Origin of the sequence: Mycobacterium sp. HUMS_12744610 (assembly GCF_041206865.1) — a bacterium.
Lineage (GTDB): Bacteria > Actinomycetota > Actinomycetes > Mycobacteriales > Mycobacteriaceae > Mycobacterium > Mycobacterium servetii.
On sequence record NZ_JBGEDP010000001.1, the window covers coordinates 4430765 to 4451370 of the forward strand.

The following is a 20606-nucleotide window of genomic DNA, read 5'->3' on the forward strand; positions in this document are numbered from 1 at the left end:
CGAGACCATACCGGCGGCGGCCCCACTCACGGGTGGCCGCCACCCCACAGCGCGGCCAGCCACAGCCCCTCGAGCACCGCCACCCGCCGGTTCACGTCGTCCTCGGGGCCGACCATGACGGGGTCGCCGGTCAAAGCGAGCGCGGTGGTGCCCGCCAGGGTGCGCACCAGGGTCGGGATGTCGTCGCTGATCGGGTGCGCGGTCCCGGCCTGGATCTCGGCCTCGACGATCGCGACGATCTCGCGCAACACCACCTCGAACTGCTGCTCGAGGATGTCGCGGATCTCGGCGTCGGTGTAGCGGGCGGCGTTACAGGCCGTCATCACCGGGTCGTTGTGCACGTACACGGCGGCGGCGCTGCCGACCATCCGCTTGGCGAACCGCTCCGGCGACTCCCCGGGCTGGCGGGGCGCGAAGTACTGGGTGAGTTCCTCGAGTTCCTCGGTGGCGTCGGCCACGATCTGGGCGAGCACCGAGTATTTGGAGTCGAAGTAGAAGTAGAAACCGGATCGCGCCACCCCGGCCCGGGCGCTGATCGTGGCGACCGACAGTTCCGCGAACGGTCTTTCCTGCAACAGTTCGCGCGTGGCCTGCAGGATCGCCTGCCTTTGCTTGTCTCCACGCCGCTGCGGGGCCGGCCCCGGCTGCGGATCGGCGGCGTCGGTGCCCATCTCCCGACCTTGCACCACGCCGACCGAAAAGCAAACTTGACAGCCGTCAAGTTCGTCCCGAAGGATAGCGATAAGTGACCGCAGTCACCTGTCCCGAGCACCCCAAGGAGCGTTTATGGTCGCCACCATCAGCACCCCGCACTACCTGCTCGACCAGGCGCGGCGCCGCTTCACCCCGTCGATCAACAACTTTCCCGGCATGGGCCTGGTCGAGCGCAAGCTGCTGAACACCCAGTTCCCGGAGCACAAGCTGGCCGACCCACCGCCCGGCAGCGGACTCAAACCGGTGCTCGGCGACTCCGGGCTGCCGTTGGTCGGGCACCTCATCGAGATGTTGCGCGGCGGACCGGACTACCTGATGTTCATGTACCGGACCAAGGGTCCCGTCATCTTCGGGGACTCGGCGGCCATGCCGGCCGTCGCGGCACTGGGGCCCGACGCCGCCCAGGTCATCTACTCCAACCGCAACAAGGACTACTCCCAGCAGGGCTGGGTCCCGGTGATCGGGCCGTTCTTCCACCGGGGGCTGATGCTGCTCGACTTCGAGGAGCACCTGTACCACCGCCGCATCATGCAGGAGGCGTTCACCCGCTCGCGGCTGGCCAGTTACGTCGAGCAGATGGACAAGGTCGTCTCGCAGGTGATCGTCGACGACTGGGTGGTCAACGACGCGCGCTTCCTGCTGTACCCCGCGATGAAGGAACTGACCCTCAACATCGCCTCGATGGTGTTCATGGGCCACGAGCCGGGCACCGACCACGACCTGGTGACCAAGGTGAACAAGGCGTTCACGGTCACCACGCGCGCGGGCAACGCGATCATCCGCACCCCGGTACCGCCGTTCACCTGGTGGCGGGGCATCAAGGCGCGCGAGCTGCTGGAGAACTACTTCCGCGAGCGAGTCGCCGAACAGCGCGGCAAGGACGGCAACGACCTGTTGTCGGTGTTGTGCCAGAGCGCCGACGAGGACGGCAACAAGTTCACCGACGAGGACATCGTCAACCACATGATCTTCCTGATGATGGCCGCGCACGACACCTCGACGTCGACCGCGACGACGATGATCTATCACTTGGCCGGCAACCCGGAATGGCAGGAACGCTGCCGCGACGAGTCCAACCGGCTCGGCGACGGGCCGCTCGACATCGAATCGCTCGAAAAGCTCGAGTCGCTCGACCTGGTGATGAACGAGGCGATCCGGCTCGTCACGCCGGTGCAGTGGGCGATGCGCCAGACCGTCCGCGACACCGACCTGCTGGGCCACTACATCCCCAAGGGCACCAACGTCATCGCCTATCCCGGGCTGAACCACCGGCTGCCCGAATTGTGGACCGACCCAATGAGATTCGACCCCGACCGGTTCACGGAGCCGCGCAACGAGCACAAGCGGCACCGCTACGCCTTCTCGCCGTTCGGCGGCGGCGCGCACAAGTGCATCGGGTCCGTGTTCGGGACGCTGGAAATCAAGACGATCCTGCACCGCCTGTTGCGCAGGTATCGGCTCGAACTGCCCCGCCCCGGATATCGGGCCGAGTGGGACTACGGCGGCATGCCGGTGCCCAAGGACGGCATGCCGATCATGCTGCGCCCGCTCTGACCGCTTCCCCGCGGCGGTCAGGTGAGGAGCCGGTTGGCGCAGGCGATCACGGCGAGCAGCGCCGACTGCGTCGGATCGTCCGAACAGCCCAGTGCCCAGCGGGCGCGGGCGCCGTCGGTGCCGCGGACGAAGGTCACGGTGTCGCCGCCCGACCGTTTCTGATGGAAGTTCAAGACCTCCACGGTGATCCCGCGTTCGTGCAGCATCGCGGTGAGGGCCGCGATCGGGCCGCTCGCGGCGGCGGTCGAGTTGCCGATGCGGTCGCCGACGGCGATCACGGCCCGGAAGTTGCGTGCCTGCGGACCGAGCCGACCGGGGGGCCGCTGCGCGTCGGTGCACTCCCATTGCCCCAGCCGCACGGGGCCTGCGGTGTGACCGTAGGTCGCGAGAAGGCTCTCCCAGGACATGGCGCCGGCTTCCTCCCGCAGGCCGCGCGGCAGGGTGGCACCGCAGCGGTGCAAAGATCGGGAAACCGGCCGGGAAAAAAGCATTTCGGTCTTCTTCGGTCGACGGGGGCGACCGACGGCAGTAGCTTGCGATCCACAGCGGGGGGTCGGTCTTGGTCAGACCCCGCTGCGGGTGCCGGCTACTACAGCACGCGTAAGAAGACGCATTCGCGAAACAGTAGACGCCGCGCCGCGGCGAAGCAAATCAATGTGACGCAACCGCTTCCGGGGCGGGCGAGCGCCCGGCGTCACTTCGTCTCAGCACCTACGGTCCCGCGAGTTGAATTGGTGGCCAACACTTTCCGGATCCAGGCCCAAAAGGCTGCCGCCGTGCGGTGATGGCTATAGCATGCGGTGCGACGGAAATCGAAAAGACAACTGTTCCACCAGGCAACGAAAGGCGCTTCGATGAACGCGAAGAAAACGGGCAAGCGGATGCAGACGGTGAAGATCCTGGTTGCCGTGGGTGCGACGCTGTTCGCCGTGCTGTCCGCCGGTTGTGCGGCGGAGGCACCGACGGGCACCGGGGTGGCTCCGGTGTCACCGGCCCCCGCCCACTAGCGTTTCGCGTTCGCAGGCCTCGTTCGTCGCTCCGCCGGCCAGACCCGTGAAGTCCAGCACACCGCTCGAGGGGAGGTACGGTCCATGACAACTCACGGCAATGTCACGAAGCGGACGGTTCGGCGGGCGGCGGCGGTGCTGATCACCGCGTTCGCCGCGCTCGCCGCGGGCTGCGGTGCGAGCGCGTCGATTCCCCCGGTCCGCAATCCCGGGGGCGGGGGAATCGTACAGGGTGGCTAGCGGGCAGCCGGCGGGCTCGTTCTCATCCGGTCGACCGCGGCGAGGGCTCGCACCGCAGGTAGGCCTGGATCGTCGTGCCGCTCGAGGTGGTGTGGGTACGCACCAGGTCGGATATGGCATTGACCAGGAACAGTCCGCGACTGGCGGGGCCGGTGGAGCCCGGGTTGAGCCGCCCGGCCAGCGGGTCCTCCAGCCGCCCGCTGTCGCGCGCCTCACAGACCAGGTGCTCGGCTTCCCGCCAGAAGGACAACCGGCAGGCGCCGTCGGTGTACATGAGGCTGTTGGTGGCCAGTTCGGTGGCGACCAGCTGCAGATCCTCGATGCCGTCCCGAGACAGCCCCATCCAGCCGGCGTAGTCGACGGCGAAGGACCGTGCGGGCCGTAGATCCTCCGACGTCCGGACCGTGTAGGTGACGGCTCCCGGATCGGTGCTGAGCGGCTGGTTGCAGCTCGCCAACGCGTCGTCGGGCGCATAGTCGGCGCTGGGGTGCAGCGCACCGCAGCGCCACAGCAGCGGGTGGGTGGCACGGGCGCCGGCCAGGACGTCGTCGCCGAGCCGGTGCGCGTCGTACAGGCACAGCCCGGTCACCCGGCTGCCCTCGAACACCCCGTTGACCAGCGCCTCGTGTTGCGTGCAGGCGACGAACTCGTCGTTTGTGCGGCCGGGCCAGGCAAGCTGGCTGACGATCCGCACCCGGCGGTCCGCGTGTTCCTCGGCGAAGGAACCCGCGACCGCCAGGAACCGGCTCGGGTTGCGCGCGGTCTCGGCGATGTCGGCCAGGCGCAGCCCGGTCCGCGTCGGGTAGGCTCCGCCGCACAGTTCGTCGCGCAGCGTCGCCAGGTTGCCGTCTGGCATGGCGACCAGCACGGGCTCGCCGGCCGCCAGCCCGTCGGCGACGAAGCGGGCGACGAGCTCCCGGCACTCCCGCTCGGATCGGTACAGGAGCGCGGAGTGAACGAAACCCTCTCGTTCGTACCCCATGTCCAAGGACACCTCGGCGATCCCGCTTTCGATCAAAGCGCCGGTCCCCTGCCGGACCGGCGGTGGCGAATGTTCCTAGTGCCATACCCCCGAAGGGCCGCGGCTATACGCGCAAACCGAGCTACAGCCACCAGGACGCGGCGGCATCGAGATGGCGCCGGAGACGGTAGCGGGCCAGGCTGTCGTCGCCCGCCGCGACCGCCTGCAGAATCCGCAGGTGGGCGTGTTCGACGGCGACGACATCACCCCATGTCGGCGGCGGCCGGCCGGTGTTGCTCGACCAGTGCCGCTGGAACAGTTCGACGATGATCCGCAGGAACAGGTCGAGCAGCGCGTTCCCGGCCAGCTGCGCCAGGCCGACATGGAACCGGAACTCCTCGACGGCGACCAGGCCGACGTCCCCGGTCGCTCCCTGTCCGATGGCGCTCTGCGCGTTCAGGAAGGCCGACACCTCGGGCCGGGCGCGGCCCTGCACCACCCTGGCCACGTTGTCGATCTCGATGGCTTCGCGGACGCAGCGCAGGTCCTCGCGGCTCGGCTTGCGGTATTGCAGGTACAGCGCGATGGTGTCGATGCTGGCCCGCGCCTGCGGCGTGGTCACGACCAGCCCGCCGCCGGGTCCGCGGCGCATCCGTGCGATCGAATGGTGTTCGAGCAGCCGCACCGCTTCGCGCAGCACCGCCCGGCTCACGCCGTAGCGTTCCAGCAGCGCCGTCTCGGTTCCGAAGACCGAGCCGACGTGCCACCCGCTGGCGGCGATGTCGTCGCCGATGGTGGCCGCCAGCCCCTCGGCCAACTTGCCGCGCGGCGCCTGGGTGTCGAGCCTGCGCGCGTGTGCGGCTCGGGTGCCACGGCCGGCGCCGCCGGCGGGATGATGCTCCTGCAACCAGGCGGTCACCCGTTCCACGTGGCGCTCGCTGAGCGCCTTGGCCCGGGCCGCGTCGCCCGCGGTGACGGCGGCGGAAATCTCGGAGTGGTCGCCGTGCATGTGCTCGATCGCTTCGATGGCCTCATCCGCCGAGTCCGTGCGCGCCGCGCGCGCGTAGCGCGCGGTGAGCCTGATCAGAACGTCGACGAACAGTTGCAGCACCGGGTTCTTCGACCGCTCCGCGAGCGCGACGTGGAATTCGTCGCGGGGCGTGGGCAGGCCCGGCTTCCAGTGCTCTTCGGCGCGCAGCACCGCTCGCAGCCGCGCGATCCCGGCCTCGTCTATGCAGTCGGCGGCAAGCGAGGCCGCCAGCGGCTCCAGGACCCGGCGCGCGTTGAGCAGGTCGCCCAGCGTGGTGCCCAGGTATTCCAGATAGATCACGACGGCCCGGGTCGCGGGCCCGGCGTCGGGCTCGCAGACCAGCAGCCCGCCGCCCGGTCCGCGTCGCATCCGGGCGACCTGGTGGTGCTCGACGAGACGAACCGCCTCGCGCAGCACCGATCGGCTCACCCGAAAGCGTTGCTGGAGTGCCTGTTCGGAGCCCAGGGACTCCCCGATCGGCCAGCCGCGGCGAACGACGTCCGCCTCGATGTCGCGGGCGATTCTCGAAGCCAGTTTGTCGGACTGGCCGACCGCTGCGCTCACCTACGCCCTCCCACAGCCGATTTCAGCAGGTCAGCAACATGCACCCCGCGACCGGACCACCGCCCACGGAGACCACCCCGACCTCGGGGCGCTGCGCCACCTGCCGCTCCCCCGCCTCGCCGCGCAGCTGCAGGCAGCCTTCGTGCAGCGCCCAGTAGCCGTGCATGCGCCCCGCCGAGAGCTGGCCGCCGTAGGTGTTGAGCGGCAGCGTACCGTCGCGGGCGATCCGCACCCCGCCGTCGACGAACGGCCCGGCCTCGCCGTCGCCGCAGATTCCGAGGGCCTCCAGCCAGGCGATCGTCAGGAACGTGAACCCGTCGTACAACTGCGCGACGTCGAGATCGGCGGGCGTCAACTCGGTGCGCGACCACATCTGGGCCGCGGCATCCGACATGGCCATCTTCGGGTAGTCGTCGCGGTGGAACCAGCCGCCGGCGCCGTCGGACCCGCCGATCGCCTCCACCGACACCGCCCGGTGCGGGCAGTCGCGGGCGTACTCCGCGTTCGACACCACCACCGCGACCGATCCGTCGATCGGCACGTCGCAGTCCAGCAGCCCGAACGGCGTCGACACCGGGCGCGCGCCCAGGTAGTCGGCCATCGTCATCGGTTCGCGGTACACCGCAAGGGGATTGCGCGCCGCGTTGCGCCGGGCGTTGAGCGCGACCCAGCCCAGCTGCTCTTTGGTGGTGCCGTAGAGCTCCATGTGGCGGCGGCAGTTCAGCGCCAGCCAGTTCGCGGCTGAGTAGGCGTGCGCGGCGATCAGGTCGTTGACGTCGTCCATCGGGCCGACCGCCGGCCGCGGCGCCCCGTCGGGCGCGTCGAACATCCGCGCCAGCGGCGGGGCGGGAGCCTCGTCCCCCTGCTGCTGCACCGGGACCGTCCCGCCGAGCATCTGGACCGTCCGGTACACCACGACGTGGCGGGCCCGCCGCTCGGCGACCGCGCGACAGCCCGACATCACCGGACTGAGCAGCCCACCGGTGCCGAAACCGGATCCGCAGTCGGCGGCGGCGATCCGCAGTTCGGCGTTGACGACGCCCGGCGGGGTGTCGCCCAGGGTCGCGATCCCGTCGATGTCGTCCGCCTGCAGACCGGCGTCGGAGATGGCCGCCCGGACCGCCTCCAGCGTCAGCTCCGGCCCGGCGATGCCGGTGCGGCGCCCGATCCGGGAGATGCCGATGCCGGACACGATCGCGTCTTTCTCGAAATACATCATCCCCACACCGCCGTCGACCAACCCATGAGCAATTGAGTGTACTGTATTGCACGTGTCGGCCGAGTTGCTCATCGAACATTGCGTCGCCTGCGCGCGCTGGGTACATCCGCCGAGCGGCGAATGTCGCGACTGCGGCGCCCCGCTGGTCGCCCGGCCGGTCTCCGGCCGCGGGACGGTGTTCACCTATACGGTCAACCACCATCCGTACAACCCCGAGATCCCGACGCCGTACGTGATCGCCATCGTTGAGCTCGCCGGGCAGAGCGGGTTGCGTGTGGCCTCCAACATCGTTGGCTGCGAACCGGATTCGGTGGCGTGCGGGATGAGCGTGGACCTCCGCCCGGAGCGGGGCAGCGGCGGCGCCCCGGTGTTCGCGCCGGCCTGACGAGGGCGCGAGCAGGGGTGCGCGGGGCGCTCAGCGCTTGCGCGCGGTGACCAGGTCGTCGAACTCGCCGCTGCCGCAGGGGCAGCGCTTCGGCGTTGGCCTGCACCCAGCGCAGGCGAGCGCCGCAGCGGCGGGTGTCGACATACGGCCAGTTCTGCCCGGTCGCCAAGGCGATGGAGCCGCTCGACAAGGCTGGACGTTGCCCGCCGTGCGCGAGTTGCTTTGTGGCAGAATTCATTTCAAAGACATGCGGCGTGGCGTGCCGAAGATGTCACCGGCGCCGCTGTCCAAGCGGCTCGAGTCGCTGCAGCGCGCCGCTGTCGTCGAGCGCACCGAGGTCGAGGGCCGCACGTCGTATTCGCTGACGCAGTGCGGCCGCGAGCTCGCGACGGTGGTCGACACGCTCGGCGAGTGGGGGGTCCGGTGGATTCCCGAACTCGGCGAGGAGGACCTGGATCCGCACCTGTTGATGTGGGACATCCGCCGCACCGTCTCCGAAGATGGCCGGTTCTCCGAGCCCCGCGTAACGGGCGCTAGTTGATCAGCGGGTCGCGCGGCATGCCGAGGATCCGCTCGGCGATCTGGTTGCGGGTGACCTCCGAGGTACCGCCCGCGATGGCCATGCCGCGCGCGCCCATCGCCATCCGGCCGACGACCGCGCCGGGCCCGTCGGTCAGCGCGACCTCGGGTCCCACCAGCGCGGCCCAGATCGCGGCGCCCTCGATCATGTGGTCGGCCAGCTTGAGCTTGGTGATGTTGCCCTCCGGGCCGGGACCGGCCCCTTCGACGCTGCGGGCCGCGCGCCGCAGGTTCAGCAACCGCAGGGCGTGATCCTCAGCCAGGAACCGACCCACCCGGGCCTTCGCGCCCGCCAACCGGTCCCCGCTCTGCCCGGCCAGCTGCACCAAAGTGGGGGCCAGCCCGCCGTAGAACGCCCCGCTGCCGCCGCCGATGCTGACCCGCTCGTTGCCCAGCGTGGCGCGCGCGACCGTCCACCCCGAGTTGGGCGTGCCGACGACGTCCTCGTCGGGGACGAAGACGTCGTTGAAGAACACCTCGTTGAACTCCGAGCCGCCGGTGATCTGCCGCAGCGGCCGCACCTCGACCCCGGGACCCTTCATGTCGATGATCACGGTGGTGATGCCGGCGTGCTTGGGCGCGTCGGGATCGGTGCGCACGGTGGCCAGGCCGCGGGCGCAGTACTGGGCGCCGCTGGTCCACACCTTCTGCCCGTTGATCTTCCAGCCGCCGTCCACCCGGACCGCGCGGGTCTTGACCGACGCGGCGTCCGAGCCGGCCTCGGGCTCGGAGAACAGCTGGCACCAGATCTCTTCCTGGCGCAGCGCCTTCTCGACGAATCTCTCGATCTGCCACTCGGTTCCGTGCTGAATCAAAGTCAGGATGACCCACCCGGTGATCGAGTAGTCGGGGCGCTTGATGCCCGCGGCGCGGAACTCCTCCTCGATCACCAGTTGCTCGACGGCGTCGGCGGCGCGGCCCCAGGGCTTGGGCCAGTGTGGCATCACGTAGCCGGTCTCGATCAGCTTGTCGCGCTGCGCCTTGTCGTCCAGCGCCGCGATCTCGGCGGCGTCGGCGCGGATGTGGGTACGCAGCTCTTCGGCTTCGGGCGGCAGGTCCAGGCTGTTCTCCCGGGTCACCCCGGCCGCGGTGCGCTCCAAGACGTCGCACGGCGGCGCGTCACCGCCGAACAGGGCCGCACTCACCAGCGCCCGGCGCAGGTGCAGATGCGCGTCGTGCTCCCAGGTGAAGCCGATCCCGCCGTGTACCTGGATGTTGAGCTCGGCGTTGCGCGCGTAGGCCGGGAAGGCCAGCGCCGCCGCGACCGCGGCGGCCAGCCTGAACTGCGCCTCGTCCTCGGCTGCCGCGCGCGAGGCGTCCCACACCGCGGCGACGCCGGACTCGGCGCCGACCAGCATGTTCGCGCAATGGTGCTTGACCGCTTGGAAAGTCGCGATGGTGCGGCCGAACTGCTGGCGCACCTTCGCGTAGTCGACGGCGGACTCGACGCAGTCCGACGCCCCGCCCACCGCCTCGGCGGCCAGCAGCGTCCGGGCCCGGGCCAGCGCGGATTCCCGCCCGCCCGCCACCACGTCGTCGGCGGTGATGCTCACGTTCTGCAGGCGGACGCGTCCCGACCGCCGGGTCGGGTCCAGATTCTCCGGGACCTCGACCGACACCCCGGCGCGGTCGCGCTCCAGCAGCAGGACGTCGTCACCGGCGGCGATCAGCAACAGCTCGGCCAGCCCGGCCCCCAGCACGATCCCGGCCTCGCCCTCGGCGACACCGTTTTCGAACCGCACCCGACCGTCCAGGCCGATGCCCGCGGTGACGGTTCCGTCGATCAGGCCGGGCAGCAGCCGCGACTTCTGCGCGGCGGTGCCGTCCTTGGCGATCACCGCCGAGGCGATCACGGTCGGGACGAAGGGTCCCGGCGCGACCGCGCGCCCGAGTTCCTCGACCACCACCACGAGTTCGGGCAACCCGTAGCCCGACCCGCCGTGCTCCTCGTCGATGTGCAGCCCGAGCCACCCGAGTTCGACCAGGTTCGGCCAGAATCCCGGCCGCGCCTCGTCGGGGGCGTCGAGCAGCGACCCCGCCGCCCAGCGCGCCTTCTGCGAGGTGAGGAACGCGCGCGCCACCTCGGCGAGCTCGCGGTGGTCGTCGGTCAGTGCGATAGCCATGGGTTCTCCTCGCGGGGGGCTGACCGCCTGCCCCGCTCCGGAAGGGAGCGGGGCGGCTGCCTAAAGAGTGTACTTATTCCCGTCAGGAACCCGACCCGGGGTGGCTACTTGGGCGCGAACCGCTGCCCGGCGTCCAGCCGGATGCACTGGCCGTTGAGCATCGGGTTGTCCACGATGGCCGCCGCCAGCTTCGCGTACTCGATGGGCCGGCCCATCCGCTTGGGGAATGCCGCGTCCTTGACCAGGGCGGTCGCCATCTCGTCGGGAACCATGGAGGTGATCCCGGTCAGGAACAGGCTCGGGGCGATCGCCAGCACCCGGATGCCCAGCGACCCCAGGTCGCGGGCCATCGTCAGGCACATGCCCGCGATCCCGGCCTTGGCGGCGGTGTAGGCGATCTGCCCGATCTGGCCCTCGAAGGCCGCGATCGACGCGGTGTTGATGATGACGCCGCGCTCCTCGTCCTCGGGGTCGTTCTTGGCCATGTGCGCGGCGGCCAGGCGGCTGATGTTGAACGTGGCGATGAGGTTGAGATCGACGACGGACTGGAAGGATTCGAGGTCGTGCGGGCCGTCCTTGGTCAGCGTCCGCTTGGCGATGCCGCCACCGGCGGTCGTCACCACGACGTGCAGGCCGCCCAGCTTGTCGACGGCGCTCTGCAGGGTCTGCTCGGTGCCGGTGAAGTCGGTGACGTCGACGGGATAGAACGCGCCGCCGAGCCCGTCGGCCACGTTCTTGCCGTCGGAGTTCTCCCGGTCCAGGACCGCGACCTGGGCGCCGCGCTGCGCCAGCAGTTCGGCGGTGGCGCGGCCCATCCCCGACGCGCCGCCGATGACGACGACCTTCTTTCCGTTGATCTCCATCCGGTGCTCCTTGTCAGAATGCCTGGTATCTGTAACGTTACGTAGGCACGCTAGCGCGTCGCCCCGGCGGGGTTGTCGGCGAGCCGTGCCAAGCTGGTTTCGTGCTCCTCCTCGATGTGGCCGCGGCGTCGCTGGCCGTGGGCGGCACGTCGTCGCGCCTGGCCAAGGTCGCGCTCATCGCCGAGCTGCTGCGCCGCGCCGCGCCCGACCCGGAGCTGGTGGCCGTCGTGGTGTCCTGGCTCTCCGGCGAGCTGCCGCAGCGCCAGATCGGTGTCGGCTGGGCGTCGCTGCGGTCCAGGCCCGCGCCCGCGGCCGAGCCGTCGCTCACCGTCGCCGGCGTCGACGCCACCCTTTCCGAGATCGGCGCGGTGGCGGGGAAGGGCGCGCAGGCGCGCCGGGCCGGCCTCGTGGTCGGATTATTCGGCGCTGCAACGGAACCCGAGCAGACGTTCCTGCTCCGGCTGCTCGGCGGGGAGCTGCGCCAGGGCGCGCTGGCCGGGATCATGGCCGACGCCGTGGCCACGGCCGCCGATCTTCCCGCCGCCGCGGTCCGGCGCGCCGCGATGCTGGGCGGAGACCTGCCGGCGGTGGCCGCGACCGCGCTGTGCGGCGGCGCCACCGCCCTGGACGCGTTCGCGCTGCGGGTCGGCCGCCCGGTGGGCCCGATGCTGGCACAGACCGCGACCGGCGTGACCGATGCGCTCGAACGCCACGGCGGCACAACGATTTTCGAAGCAAAGCTGGACGGCGCCCGGGTGCAGATCCACCGGTCCGGCGGCGCGGTGAGCGTCTACACCCGCAGTCTCGACGACGTCACCGCCCGCCTGCCCGAGGTGGTGGAGGCGACGCTGGCGCTGCCGGTGCACGACCTGATCGCCGACGGCGAGGCGATCGCGCTGCGGCCGGACAACCGGCCGCACCGCTTCCAGGTGACCGCGTCACGGTTCGGCCGCTCGGTCGACGTGGCCCGAGCCGTGGCGGCCCAGCGGCTCTCGGTGTTCTTCTTCGACATCCTGCACTGCGACGGCACCGACCTGATCGACGCTGCGACCACCGAACGGTTGGCCGCCCTGGACGCGTTGGTGCCGGCCGCGCACCGGGTCGACCGGCTGGTCACGTCCGACCCCGAGGCGGCGGCCCGTTTTCTCGACGCCACACTGGCCGCCGGCCACGAAGGGGTGCTGGCCAAGTCGGCGGACGCACCTTACCAGGCGGGGCGCCGCGGCGCGGGCTGGCTCAAGGTCAAGCCCGTGCACACGCTGGATCTGGTGGTGCTCGCCGTGGAGTGGGGGTCCGGGCGACGCCGCGGCAAGCTGTCCAACATCCATCTGGGCGCGCGCGATCCGGTCACCGGTGAATTCGTGATGGTGGGAAAGACTTTCAAGGGCATGACCGACGCAATGCTCGACTGGCAGACGGCCCGGTTCAGCGAACTCGCCGTCGGCGGAACCGAGGGCCACGCGGTGCGGCTGCGCCCCGAGCAGGTGGTCGAGGTGGCGCTGGACGGGGTGCAGAGGTCGACGCGCTATCCCGGCGGGCTGGCGCTGCGCTTCGCCCGCGTGGTGCGCTACCGCGACGACAAGGGCCCGGCCGACGCCGACACCATCGACACCGTGCGCGCGCTGTACTGAGCCGCGCCGCGCTCGCCGTAGGGTTTGTCCGTGGCAAAGCAGCACGGCGACATCGGCTACCTCCGCACCCATCAGGACCTGCCGCCCGTCGCGATCGTCGACCGCTCCCCCATCACCACCCGCCACAAGATGGTGTTCGGGGTGATCGCTCTGGTGTGCGCGGTCGCGTGGGCGATCGTCGGGGACGACGCCAAAGCTGTTGGAAAAGGAAAGCCAGATGCGGCTCATCGGCTACGGCGGCATGCTCACCGAGTCGTTCCTCGCCGTCATGGCGCTGATCGCCGCGGCGATTCTGGACCGGCACCTGTACTTCACCCTCAACGCACCGGCCGCCGCCACCGGCGGCACCGCGGCAACCGCCGCGGACTACGTCAACCGGCTCGGGCTGTCGGGGCCCCCGGCGACCGCCGACCAGGTCAGCCTGTCGCCGGTGACCGGTTTGGGCGAGAAGTCCATCGTGAGGCGCCCCGACGCTGGCCGTCGGCATGTCCGAGGTGCTGGGACGGGTATTGGGCGGCGCCCGGCTGCAGGCATCCTGGTATCACTTCGCGATCATGTTCGAGGCGCTGTTCATCTTGACCGCCGTCGATGCGGGCACCCGGGTCGCACGGTTCATGCTCTCGGACCTGCTGGGCAACCTCGGCGGTCCGCTGGCCAGGCTGCGAAACCCGGGCTGGCGCCCGGGCGTCTGGGATGCAGCGTGGCCGTGGCCGCGGCATGGAGCGGCATCCTGTTGATGGGGGTGACCGATCCGCTCGGCGGCATCAACACGCTGTTCCCGCTGTTCGGTGTCGCCAACCAGCTGCTCGCGGCGATCGCGCTGAGTGTCCTCATCGTCGTCGTCATCAAGAAGGGCCTGCTGAAGTGGGCGTGGATCCCCGGCATTCCGCTGCTGTGGGACCTGGCGGTCACGCTCACCGCGTCGTGGCAGAAGATCTTCTCCGGGGATCCGGCGGTCGGGTACTGGACCCAGCACGCCCGCTATCTGGCGGCGCGAAACGCGGGGAGGACGTCGTTCGGCTCGGCCACCAGCGCCCGCCAGCTCGACGACGTCATCAGGAACACCGGCGTCCAGGGCACGCTGTCGGTCCTCTTCGCGGTGCCCGTCGTCATTGTGGTCGTCGCCGCGACCATCGTGGCACTCAAGGCAATTCGCGGCGACTCAAAGCCGTTGACCGAGGACGACCCGGTGCCGTCGAAAAGGTTCGCGCCCGCCGGCCTGATCCCCACGGCCGGTGAGCGGGAGTTGCAGAAACGCTGGGACGCCCGGTCCGGATCGGCGCGGCGCTGACGGCTCGACGCCGCCTCACTGCGAGTCGGAATGCCACCGCCAGTCGGGCCGGTGGACGTATTGCAGCGCCTCGGCCACCGTCAGCCCGCTCGCCGCGCGGGCGCGGTTGTCCGCGCAGTGCCGGCGGAAGATTGCCATTTCGGCCTCGCTCGGCGGATGCGCATCGCGATAGGGCACTTTCTGCCCCACCAGCATCACCAGATGTCCTTCGAGCCCGAACTGATTGTCCTGCCCGATCGTGCTGGTCACATAGTGCCGGCAGAAGGTCGTCGGCCCGTTGTCGCGATAGAAGTCCAGCAGCGGCTGCACCGGTGTCACGTCCACCTCGTTGCAGCACGCGGTCCAGAAGTCGTTCTGGATGCGCGTGTTGAACCGGTAGTGGATGGACAGGAAGTCCCTGATGCCGTCCCACCAGTCGACGAACAGCGTGTTGTACAGCGCCTGAAGGCTCGGGGTCGGGTCGCACCGCGACTCCACGAGCATCTCGACCATCGCCTTGATCTGCGACGAGGCGACCATGAGCGCCGTCGCCTCGAGCGGCTCGACGAAGCCGCACGCGTTGCCGATCGCGAAGACGTTCTTGACCCAGCCCTTCTCGTAGCGCCCGGAGCGGAACTTCACGACGTGATCCCACGTCGTGGCCTTCGGGTTCTTCTGCACGAACTCCTCGCGCGCCTGGTCGTCGCTGAGGAACTGTGACGAATAGACGTAGCCGCGGTTGATCGCGTGCTCGTGGTCGATCTGCCAACACCAGCCGGCCTCCATCGTCTCGGCGATGGTGTAGGGATAGATGAACTCGTCGGTCCGGTCCCAGCTGCCGACGATGGCGCGGTCACAGAACAGCGAGCTGTCGTAGGGGACGAACGGCGTCCCCAGCGCGCGGCCGAGCAACTCGGAACGAAAGCCGGTCGCGTCGACGTACAGGTCGGCCGAGAACGTGCGGCCGTCCTCGAGGATGACGGACTGCACACCCTGCTCATCGACGGGCACGCCGGTGATGCGGGCGTCGATGATCTCGATGCCCCGCGTGCCGCAAGCGGCCTCCAGCGCCTCGACCAGCGCGGGATTGTACAGGTGCAGCGCCACGTTGGGCGTGACCAACGGCCCCTCGCCGGCCGGATGCCGCTCGAACGCTTTGCCCTGGGCCATCAGCGCGGCGTTCATGTCGACGCTGTCGAACTCATCGTTGCAGTAGAAGCCGTTATAGCGATCCAGGTCGGTGTAGTAGGCGTCGAGCTGGAACTGGAACCCGTAGTCGAACGACTTGCGCGGTCCCCAGAGGAAGTGGATGCCCGTCTTCCAGGTCGGCCGGACGATCGAATAGAACTGCTTCTGCGGCAGCTTCAGGTAGTCGAAGAGCAGGTTGACAATCTGCGGCGTGGTGCTTTCGCCGACGCCGATCACACCGATGTCCTTGCTGCGCACGACGCGGACCTCGAGCTGAGGAGCCCGCTGTTTGAGCGCAAGCGCGGTCATCAGGCCAGCGCTGCCGCCGCCTACGACGAGTACGGATTCGATCATCGCCTCCCTGCTTCCCGTGCGCGCGACCGCCCGCCGACACGATCTTAAAAGTGGTGGCGGGTTGGGTTCATCCCCCGCTGATCCGGTAGACGGACCGCTCCGGCGGGCTGAGAGGCGGCTGACTCCCGGGGTCAGCCGATAAGCCCGTGACAGAGCGGACTCATTCAAACAGACTCCACGGCATCCCGCTTGCCGACCGTACCCACCGGCGACCGCCGGCAGGCGGGGCCCAGGTCGCCACGCCGGGAAAAGGGTGTGCCCAAACCGGTGGCGCGGCCCTAAAATCGGGCGATGCGAGTCGGTATCGACTTCGGCACCACCCACACCGTCGTTGCCGCCGTCGACAGGGGCAACTACCCGGTCGTCTCCTTCGACGGGGCGGACACCTGGCCTTCGATCATCGCGGCGAACGCCGCCGGAGAGTTGCGGTTCGGCCCGGACGCCGCCGCCGTCCGCCACGAGCCGGGATGGTCGGTGCTGCGGTCGTTCAAGCGTCTGCTCAACGACGCCGGCCCCCAGACCGAGGTGACCCTGGCCGGGCGTAGCCACCGCCTGGCCGACCTGCTCACCGGCTTCCTGGCCCGGCTGCGGGCCGACCTCTACGACCGCTCGAACGCCGGGCTCGCGCCGGGTGAAACCGTCGAGGCCGCAATCAGCGTGCCGGCGAACGCCTCGAGCGCGCAGCGCTTCCTCACCCTGGACGCGTTCGTGGCGGCCGGCTTCCACGTCGTGGCCCTGCTCAACGAGCCCTCCGCCGCGAGCCTGGAATACGCCCACCGGTACCGCTCCACCATCACCGCCAGGCGCGAGTACGTCCTCGTCTACGACCTGGGCGGCGGCACCTTCGATGCCTCGCTGCTGAAGATGACCGGGCCCGCCAACGACGTCGTCCTCAGCGAGGGCATCCAGCGACTGGGCGGCGACGACTTCGACGGGGCCATCGTCGACCTGGTCCTGGCCGGGGCCGGGCTGGGCGCGGTGGACGACGAGCGCTACGACCTGCTGAAGGAAGAGTGCGCCGCCCGCAAGGAGGCCGTCGGACCGCAGACCCGCCGCTTCCTGGTGGACCTCACCGCGGTCGACCGGCCGCCGTTCGCCTGCGCGATCGACGACGTCTACGCGGCGTGCACCCCCCTCGTCGACCAGACCGTCGAGATCCTGCGTCGCGTGCTGCACGACCCGGCCGCGGGCGAGGTGACGGCGTCCGAGGTGGCGGGGATCTACGTGGTGGGCGGGGCGGGCAGCTTCCCGCTGGTCTCCCGGGTGCTGCGCGCGGCCTTCGGCGACAAACGCGTGAAACGCTCGCCGCATCCGTTCGCGGCGACGGCCATCGGCCTGGCCGTCTACCTCGACACCGAGGCCGATTTCGAGCTCTCCGAACGCTTCTCGCGACACTTCGGGGTGTTCCGCGAGGCCGAGGCCGGGACCGGCGTCGTCTTCGACCCGATCGTGCCCAAGGACGCGCCCCTGCCGGCCGACACGCGTTCCCCGCTGGTCGTCCGGCGCACCTACCGGGCCGCGCACAACATCGGCTGTTTCCGGTTCGTGGAGTGCAGCCGCATGGTCGACGGCCGGCCCGACGGCGACGTGATGCCGTACGACCCGGTGTACTTCCCGTTCGACCCGGCCCTGTACGACCGCCCCGATCTCGGGCGGCACGCCGTCGGCCCGTGGACCAACGGGCCGGACGTCGAGGAGCGCTACGAAATCGCGCCCGGCGGCGCGGTGGAGGTCACGCTCACCACGCAGCCGGCCGGCTTCCGGCGCACCTTCCGGCTGGAGCGGCGCGCCGCCGCGGCCTCGTAGCCGGCCCGCCATGGACCTCTACGACGTCATGCGAACCGCCTTCGCGGCGCGCGAGTTCACCGGCGACGCGCTGCCCGACGACGTGTTGTGGCGCATCCTCGACAACGCCCGGTTCGCCCCCAGCGGGGGCAACCGTCAGGGCGCACACATCACCGTGGTGCGCGACCCCCAGACCCGTCGCCGGCTCGCCGAGCTGGGCGCTCCCGCCGCCCGCCGCTACTTCGCCCAGCTCACGGCGGGCGAGAGCCCGTGGAACCCGCTGCACCCCAGCGGTGTGCCCCGGGACGTCATCGAGGCGACCGAGATTCCCGACACGTTCGTCGCGCCGCTGGCGAACGCGCCGGTCCTGCTGGTCGTCTCCGTCGACCTGGGCGTTCTCGCCGCCCTCGACCAGGACCTGGACCGCGTCGGCATCGCCGGCGGGGCCTCGGTCTACCCGCTGGTGTGGAACATCCTGCTGGCCGCCCGCAGCGAGGGCTACGGCGGCACGATCACCACGATGGCCATCGCGGCCGAGGACCGGGTCCGAGCGTTGCTGGGCATCCCCGACACGCACGCGGTCGCCGCGCTCGTGCCGCTGGGCAAACCCACCCGCCGGCCGACCATGCTGCGCCGCCGGCCGGTCGCGGAGTTCGTCACCCGCGAACGCTTCGACGGCCCCGCGTTCGAGGGCTGAGGCCACCGCCGTTTACCCCCGCGACCGCGCGGGAAGTGCTCATGGATGGCGCCGTCGTCCGCACCGGGAACCCGGTGCGCCGTGCCCGACCGTTCGACGAGCCCGCGTGGGTGAGCGGTCCCGCCGGGTGAGGGGCAGGCCGGCTTCGGCGGTGGGCGGGCGGGCCTTGGCCAACTGACCGGAAAAGGCGACGAAACACCTTGACGCACAATGCTTCTCAGGCCAGATCCGTACAGGAGTACATCGACGAAAGGCCGCGGTGGCCGGATGGCACCGAGACGCCCGCCACGCCGATGACCTCGATGCAGCTGCGGATATGGGCGCTCGCTTCGGCGGGAAAGTTCTTCGAGGGCATGGTGGTCTTCATGACCGGGGTGGCCCTGCCGCTGATCTCGATCGAGTTCCACCTGGCCGCCTCGGACCAGGGCTTCGTTACCGCGGCCTCACTGGCGGGCATCCTGGTCGGGGCCAGCGCCCTGGGTGGCCTGGCCGACAGGTACGGGCGCAAGCGCATGTTCGTCGTGGAGATGGTCATCTTCTCGGTGTTCCTGGTGGCGTTGACCATGTCACCCAACTTCGTGCTGCTGGTGGTCTTCCTGTTCGGCGCCGGGCTGGCCCTGGGCTGCGACTACCCGACCGCGCACATGGTCATCGCCGAAAGCACTCCGTCGTCGCGGCGCGGCCAGCTGGTGTTGAGCGCGTTCGCGTTCCAGGCCGTGGGCGCGCTCGTCGGCACGGGAGTCGGCTTCGTGATCCTCTACCAGAACCCGGACGTCACGGCGTGGCGGTGGATGTACGGCGTCGCGATCGTGCCGGCGGTCCTGGTCATCGCCGGTCGGCTCTCCGTCACCGACAGCCCGCAGTGGCTGTTGTCGCGGGGCCGGACAGCCGACGCCGAGAAGGCCACCCGCGAGTTGCTGAAGCGCGACCCGCAGTACCCGCAGCAGGTGTCGCTGCGCCGCCCGGGCGGCGCGACCGACGCCAAGCCGGAAAGCGGCTACCGGGCGCTGTTCACCGCGGGCAACCGCCGGGCAACCGTCCTCGCTTCGGTTCCGTGGTTCCTGCAGGATCTCGGTGTCTACGGCATCGGCATCTTCACGCCCACGATCCTGGCCGCGCTCATCGGCAAGAAATCGCAGGCACACACGCTGCCCGGCACCGTCCACAACGACATCCTGGGGATCAAGGGTTCGGCGCTGATGGATGCGTTGTTCGTCCTCGGCGTCGTGACCGCCATCGTGGTGGTGGACAGGGCGGGGCGCATGCGGCTGGAGATCCTCGGTTTTCTGGGCTGCGCGGCGGGCCTGGCGCTGGCCGCGCTGTCGATCCGGCAGGGCGGCGGCCACGACATGGCACTGCTCTTGACCGGCTTCACGCTGTTCTACTTCATGTCGAACCTGGGTCCCAATTCGATGACCTACCTGGTGGCCGGCGAGGTTTTCCCGACGGGCTTGCGCGGCAAGGGCGCGGGGTACGCCGCGTCCTTCGCCAAGGTTGCCGCGGTCACGGCCGCGTTCCTGTTCCCCATGCTGCTCGACTCCATCGGCACCGCCGCCCTGCTCTGGATCCTGGTCGGCGCGTTCCTGACGGGCGCCGCGGTGACATTCCTGTTCAGGATCGAGACCAGAGGCGTCGACTTGGAGCGCGTCGGCCGCGCGTGAGGAGCTCGCCCGCAACTCAGAACCGGATGAGCCCGCGCAGGTTCACCCCGGCGTGCAGGTCGGCGTAGCCGGTGTCGATCTCCTCGAGGGTGTACTCGCGGGTGACGAGCTCGCCGAGCTTGAGCCGTCCGGCGCGGTGGAGGTCGAGCATGCGCGGGATGCCGCTCCCGGGGTTCGACGATCCGAAAAGCGATCCGCGCGAATGCTTTTCGTACAGGTTCAGATCGAACAGCGACAAGTCGACAGAGGTGACTGGGTTACTACGTTGGCGACGGTCCGGCCCCTCAGTCCAGCGCATCCCCGTAGAGGTCCAGGAGCCGAAACCTCGTCGCGTCGAGATGCTGTCCGAGTACCGCGATCACACGCTTCTGCAGCTCGTATCCGAGTTCGTGATCCTGTTCGCACTTCTCGCGCAGGCATTTACCGTCGAAGACGATCGCGCGGGTCGTCTCCGCCGCGCGCACATCGAACCGCCAGGTGTAGGGCGGCACCAACCACGACCATCCGAGGATGTCACCGGCCCCGAGCGTCTGGATCGTCAGGCCACCGCGGCCCAGCACGGCGATTTCGAGTGCGATCCGGCCGGCGCGGATGAGGTGGAAGTGGTCGGCCGGGTGGCCTTCACGGCAGATCAGCTCCCCGGCGTCGAAGCGCATGTTCGACGCGCAGCCGACCGCCAGCTCCAGGTAACGCGGGTCCATTCCGTCGAAGAACGGATGGCCGGCCAGAACGCCTTCGAGCGTCCTCATTGCGTGTTCCTCTCACGGCGCCGAACAGCTGC

18 protein-coding genes and 2 pseudogenes are annotated in these 20606 nt (G+C 70.0%); 10 read left to right on the plus strand and 10 right to left on the minus strand.

The features are described from left to right. Positions 1–26: 26 nt before the first annotated feature. A complete protein-coding gene (locus AB8998_RS21325; protein ID WP_369739669.1) occupies positions 27–671 on the minus strand; it encodes a TetR/AcrR family transcriptional regulator in 645 nt (214 codons plus the stop codon). Positions 672–786: 115 nt separating this feature from the next. On the opposite strand from AB8998_RS21325, the gene AB8998_RS21330 reads away from it, so the two are divergent. Then, positions 787–2268 (plus strand): cytochrome P450, encoded by a 1482-nt coding sequence (locus tag AB8998_RS21330; protein ID WP_369739670.1) that lies wholly within the window; start codon positions 787–789, stop codon positions 2266–2268. Between the two features lie 17 nt (positions 2269–2285). On the opposite strand, the gene AB8998_RS21335 is transcribed toward AB8998_RS21330, so the two are convergent. Further along, entirely contained in the window at positions 2286–2759 is a 474-nt protein-coding gene (locus AB8998_RS21335) for a 2-isopropylmalate synthase (RefSeq protein ID WP_369739671.1), read from the minus strand. A 363-nt stretch (positions 2760–3122) separates the two neighbouring features. On the opposite strand from AB8998_RS21335, the gene AB8998_RS21340 reads away from it, so the two are divergent. Further along, positions 3123–3275 (plus strand): hypothetical protein, encoded by a 153-nt coding sequence (locus tag AB8998_RS21340; RefSeq protein ID WP_369739672.1) that lies wholly within the window; start codon positions 3123–3125, stop codon positions 3273–3275. A gap of 84 nt (positions 3276–3359) precedes the next feature. Next, positions 3360–3515, plus strand: a complete 156-nt coding sequence (locus AB8998_RS21345; RefSeq protein WP_369739673.1) for a hypothetical protein — start codon at positions 3360–3362, stop codon at positions 3513–3515. Positions 3516–3537: 22 nt separating this feature from the next. Here AB8998_RS21345 and AB8998_RS21350 read toward each other — a convergent pair whose 3' ends face one another. The 3 genes from AB8998_RS21350 to AB8998_RS21360 all read right to left on the minus strand — a co-directional run bounded on the left by AB8998_RS21350 (position 3538) and on the right by AB8998_RS21360 (position 7289). Next, positions 3538–4533, minus strand: coding sequence for an anti-sigma factor RsbA family regulatory protein (locus AB8998_RS21350; protein ID WP_369739674.1), 996 nt, complete (start codon positions 4531–4533; stop codon positions 3538–3540). A gap of 85 nt (positions 4534–4618) precedes the next feature. Further along, positions 4619–6070 (minus strand): FadR/GntR family transcriptional regulator, encoded by a 1452-nt coding sequence (locus AB8998_RS21355; protein WP_369739675.1) that lies wholly within the window; start codon positions 6068–6070, stop codon positions 4619–4621. A 22-nt stretch (positions 6071–6092) separates the two neighbouring features. Beyond that, on the minus strand, positions 6093–7289 hold the full coding sequence (locus AB8998_RS21360) for a thiolase family protein (RefSeq protein ID WP_369741692.1): 1197 nt from the start codon (positions 7287–7289) through the stop codon (positions 6093–6095). 52 nt (positions 7290–7341) lie between these two features. Here AB8998_RS21360 and AB8998_RS21365 point away from each other — a divergent pair, with 52 nt between their 5' ends. Together AB8998_RS21365 and AB8998_RS21370 are read left to right on the plus strand one after the other, a co-directional pair. After that, entirely contained in the window at positions 7342–7674 is a 333-nt protein-coding gene (locus AB8998_RS21365) for a Zn-ribbon domain-containing OB-fold protein (protein ID WP_369739676.1), read from the plus strand. 134 nt (positions 7675–7808) lie between these two features. After that, positions 7809–8176, plus strand: a pseudogene (locus tag AB8998_RS21370) (winged helix-turn-helix transcriptional regulator); the annotation flags it as partial. A 31-nt stretch (positions 8177–8207) separates the two neighbouring features. Here the strand turns inward: AB8998_RS21370 and AB8998_RS21375 are convergent. Together AB8998_RS21375 and AB8998_RS21380 are read right to left on the minus strand one after the other, a co-directional pair. Beyond that, positions 8208–10376: an acyl-CoA dehydrogenase family protein gene (locus AB8998_RS21375; protein WP_369739677.1), complete on the minus strand. Its 2169-nt coding sequence runs from the start codon at positions 10374–10376 to the stop codon at positions 8208–8210. A gap of 104 nt (positions 10377–10480) precedes the next feature. Then, positions 10481–11239 carry an SDR family NAD(P)-dependent oxidoreductase gene (locus AB8998_RS21380; protein WP_369739678.1) on the minus strand — a complete coding sequence of 253 codons (759 nt, stop codon included), beginning with the start codon at positions 11237–11239 and terminating at the stop codon, positions 10481–10483. A gap of 101 nt (positions 11240–11340) precedes the next feature. On the opposite strand from AB8998_RS21380, the gene AB8998_RS21385 reads away from it, so the two are divergent. Together AB8998_RS21385 and AB8998_RS21390 are read left to right on the plus strand one after the other, a co-directional pair. After that, positions 11341–12870 (plus strand): ATP-dependent DNA ligase, encoded by a 1530-nt coding sequence (locus AB8998_RS21385; RefSeq protein ID WP_369739679.1) that lies wholly within the window; start codon positions 11341–11343, stop codon positions 12868–12870. Between the two features lie 217 nt (positions 12871–13087). Further along, a pseudogene (locus AB8998_RS21390) lies at positions 13088–14161 on the plus strand (carbon starvation CstA family protein). Positions 14162–14176: 15 nt separating this feature from the next. Here AB8998_RS21390 and AB8998_RS21395 read toward each other — a convergent pair. After that, a complete protein-coding gene (locus AB8998_RS21395) occupies positions 14177–15682 on the minus strand; it encodes an FAD-dependent oxidoreductase (protein WP_369739680.1) in 1506 nt (501 codons plus the stop codon). Positions 15683–15973: 291 nt separating this feature from the next. Between AB8998_RS21395 and AB8998_RS21400 the strand changes: the two genes are divergently transcribed. The 3 genes from AB8998_RS21400 to AB8998_RS21410 all read left to right on the plus strand — a co-directional run bounded on the left by AB8998_RS21400 (position 15974) and on the right by AB8998_RS21410 (position 19825). Beyond that, complete coding sequence (locus tag AB8998_RS21400) at positions 15974–17488, plus strand: Hsp70 family protein (RefSeq protein ID WP_369739681.1); 1515 nt, start codon at positions 15974–15976, stop codon at positions 17486–17488. Positions 17489–17498: 10 nt separating this feature from the next. Then, positions 17499–18164, plus strand: coding sequence for a nitroreductase family protein (locus AB8998_RS21405; protein WP_369739682.1), 666 nt, complete (start codon positions 17499–17501; stop codon positions 18162–18164). 293 nt (positions 18165–18457) lie between these two features. Further along, positions 18458–19825 (plus strand): MFS transporter, encoded by a 1368-nt coding sequence (locus AB8998_RS21410; RefSeq protein WP_369739683.1) that lies wholly within the window; start codon positions 18458–18460, stop codon positions 19823–19825. A gap of 16 nt (positions 19826–19841) precedes the next feature. Here AB8998_RS21410 and AB8998_RS21415 read toward each other — a convergent pair whose 3' ends face one another. Then, the gene (locus AB8998_RS21415; RefSeq protein WP_369739684.1) at positions 19842–20063 is read right to left on the minus strand and encodes an alcohol dehydrogenase; all 222 of its coding nucleotides are present in this window, start codon (positions 20061–20063) and stop codon (positions 19842–19844) included. Positions 20064–20109: 46 nt separating this feature from the next. Next, positions 20110–20574 carry a cyclic nucleotide-binding domain-containing protein gene (locus tag AB8998_RS21420; RefSeq protein ID WP_369739685.1) on the minus strand — a complete coding sequence of 155 codons (465 nt, stop codon included), beginning with the start codon at positions 20572–20574 and terminating at the stop codon, positions 20110–20112. Positions 20575–20606 lie beyond the last annotated feature (32 nt).

Coding starts and splice junctions, on each gene's coding strand:
- AB8998_RS21325 (WP_369739669.1), bottom strand. CDS start 671: ATGGGCACCGACGCCGCCGATCCGCAGCCGGGGCCGGCCCCGCAGCGG.
- AB8998_RS21375 (WP_369739677.1), bottom strand. CDS start 10,376: ATGGCTATCGCACTGACCGACGACCACCGCGAGCTCGCCGAGGTGGCG.
- AB8998_RS21360 (WP_369741692.1), bottom strand. CDS start 7,289: ATGATGTATTTCGAGAAAGACGCGATCGTGTCCGGCATCGGCATCTCC.
- AB8998_RS21380 (WP_369739678.1), bottom strand. CDS start 11,239: ATGGAGATCAACGGAAAGAAGGTCGTCGTCATCGGCGGCGCGTCGGGG.
- AB8998_RS21405 (WP_369739682.1), top strand. CDS start 17,499: ATGGACCTCTACGACGTCATGCGAACCGCCTTCGCGGCGCGCGAGTTC.
- AB8998_RS21410 (WP_369739683.1), top strand. CDS start 18,458: ATGACCTCGATGCAGCTGCGGATATGGGCGCTCGCTTCGGCGGGAAAG.
- AB8998_RS21400 (WP_369739681.1), top strand. CDS start 15,974: ATGCGAGTCGGTATCGACTTCGGCACCACCCACACCGTCGTTGCCGCC.
- AB8998_RS21330 (WP_369739670.1), top strand. CDS start 787: ATGGTCGCCACCATCAGCACCCCGCACTACCTGCTCGACCAGGCGCGG.
- AB8998_RS21345 (WP_369739673.1), top strand. CDS start 3,360: ATGACAACTCACGGCAATGTCACGAAGCGGACGGTTCGGCGGGCGGCG.
- AB8998_RS21395 (WP_369739680.1), bottom strand. CDS start 15,682: ATGATCGAATCCGTACTCGTCGTAGGCGGCGGCAGCGCTGGCCTGATG.
- AB8998_RS21340 (WP_369739672.1), top strand. CDS start 3,123: ATGAACGCGAAGAAAACGGGCAAGCGGATGCAGACGGTGAAGATCCTG.
- AB8998_RS21420 (WP_369739685.1), bottom strand. CDS start 20,574: ATGAGGACGCTCGAAGGCGTTCTGGCCGGCCATCCGTTCTTCGACGGA.
- AB8998_RS21335 (WP_369739671.1), bottom strand. CDS start 2,759: ATGCTTTTTTCCCGGCCGGTTTCCCGATCTTTGCACCGCTGCGGTGCC.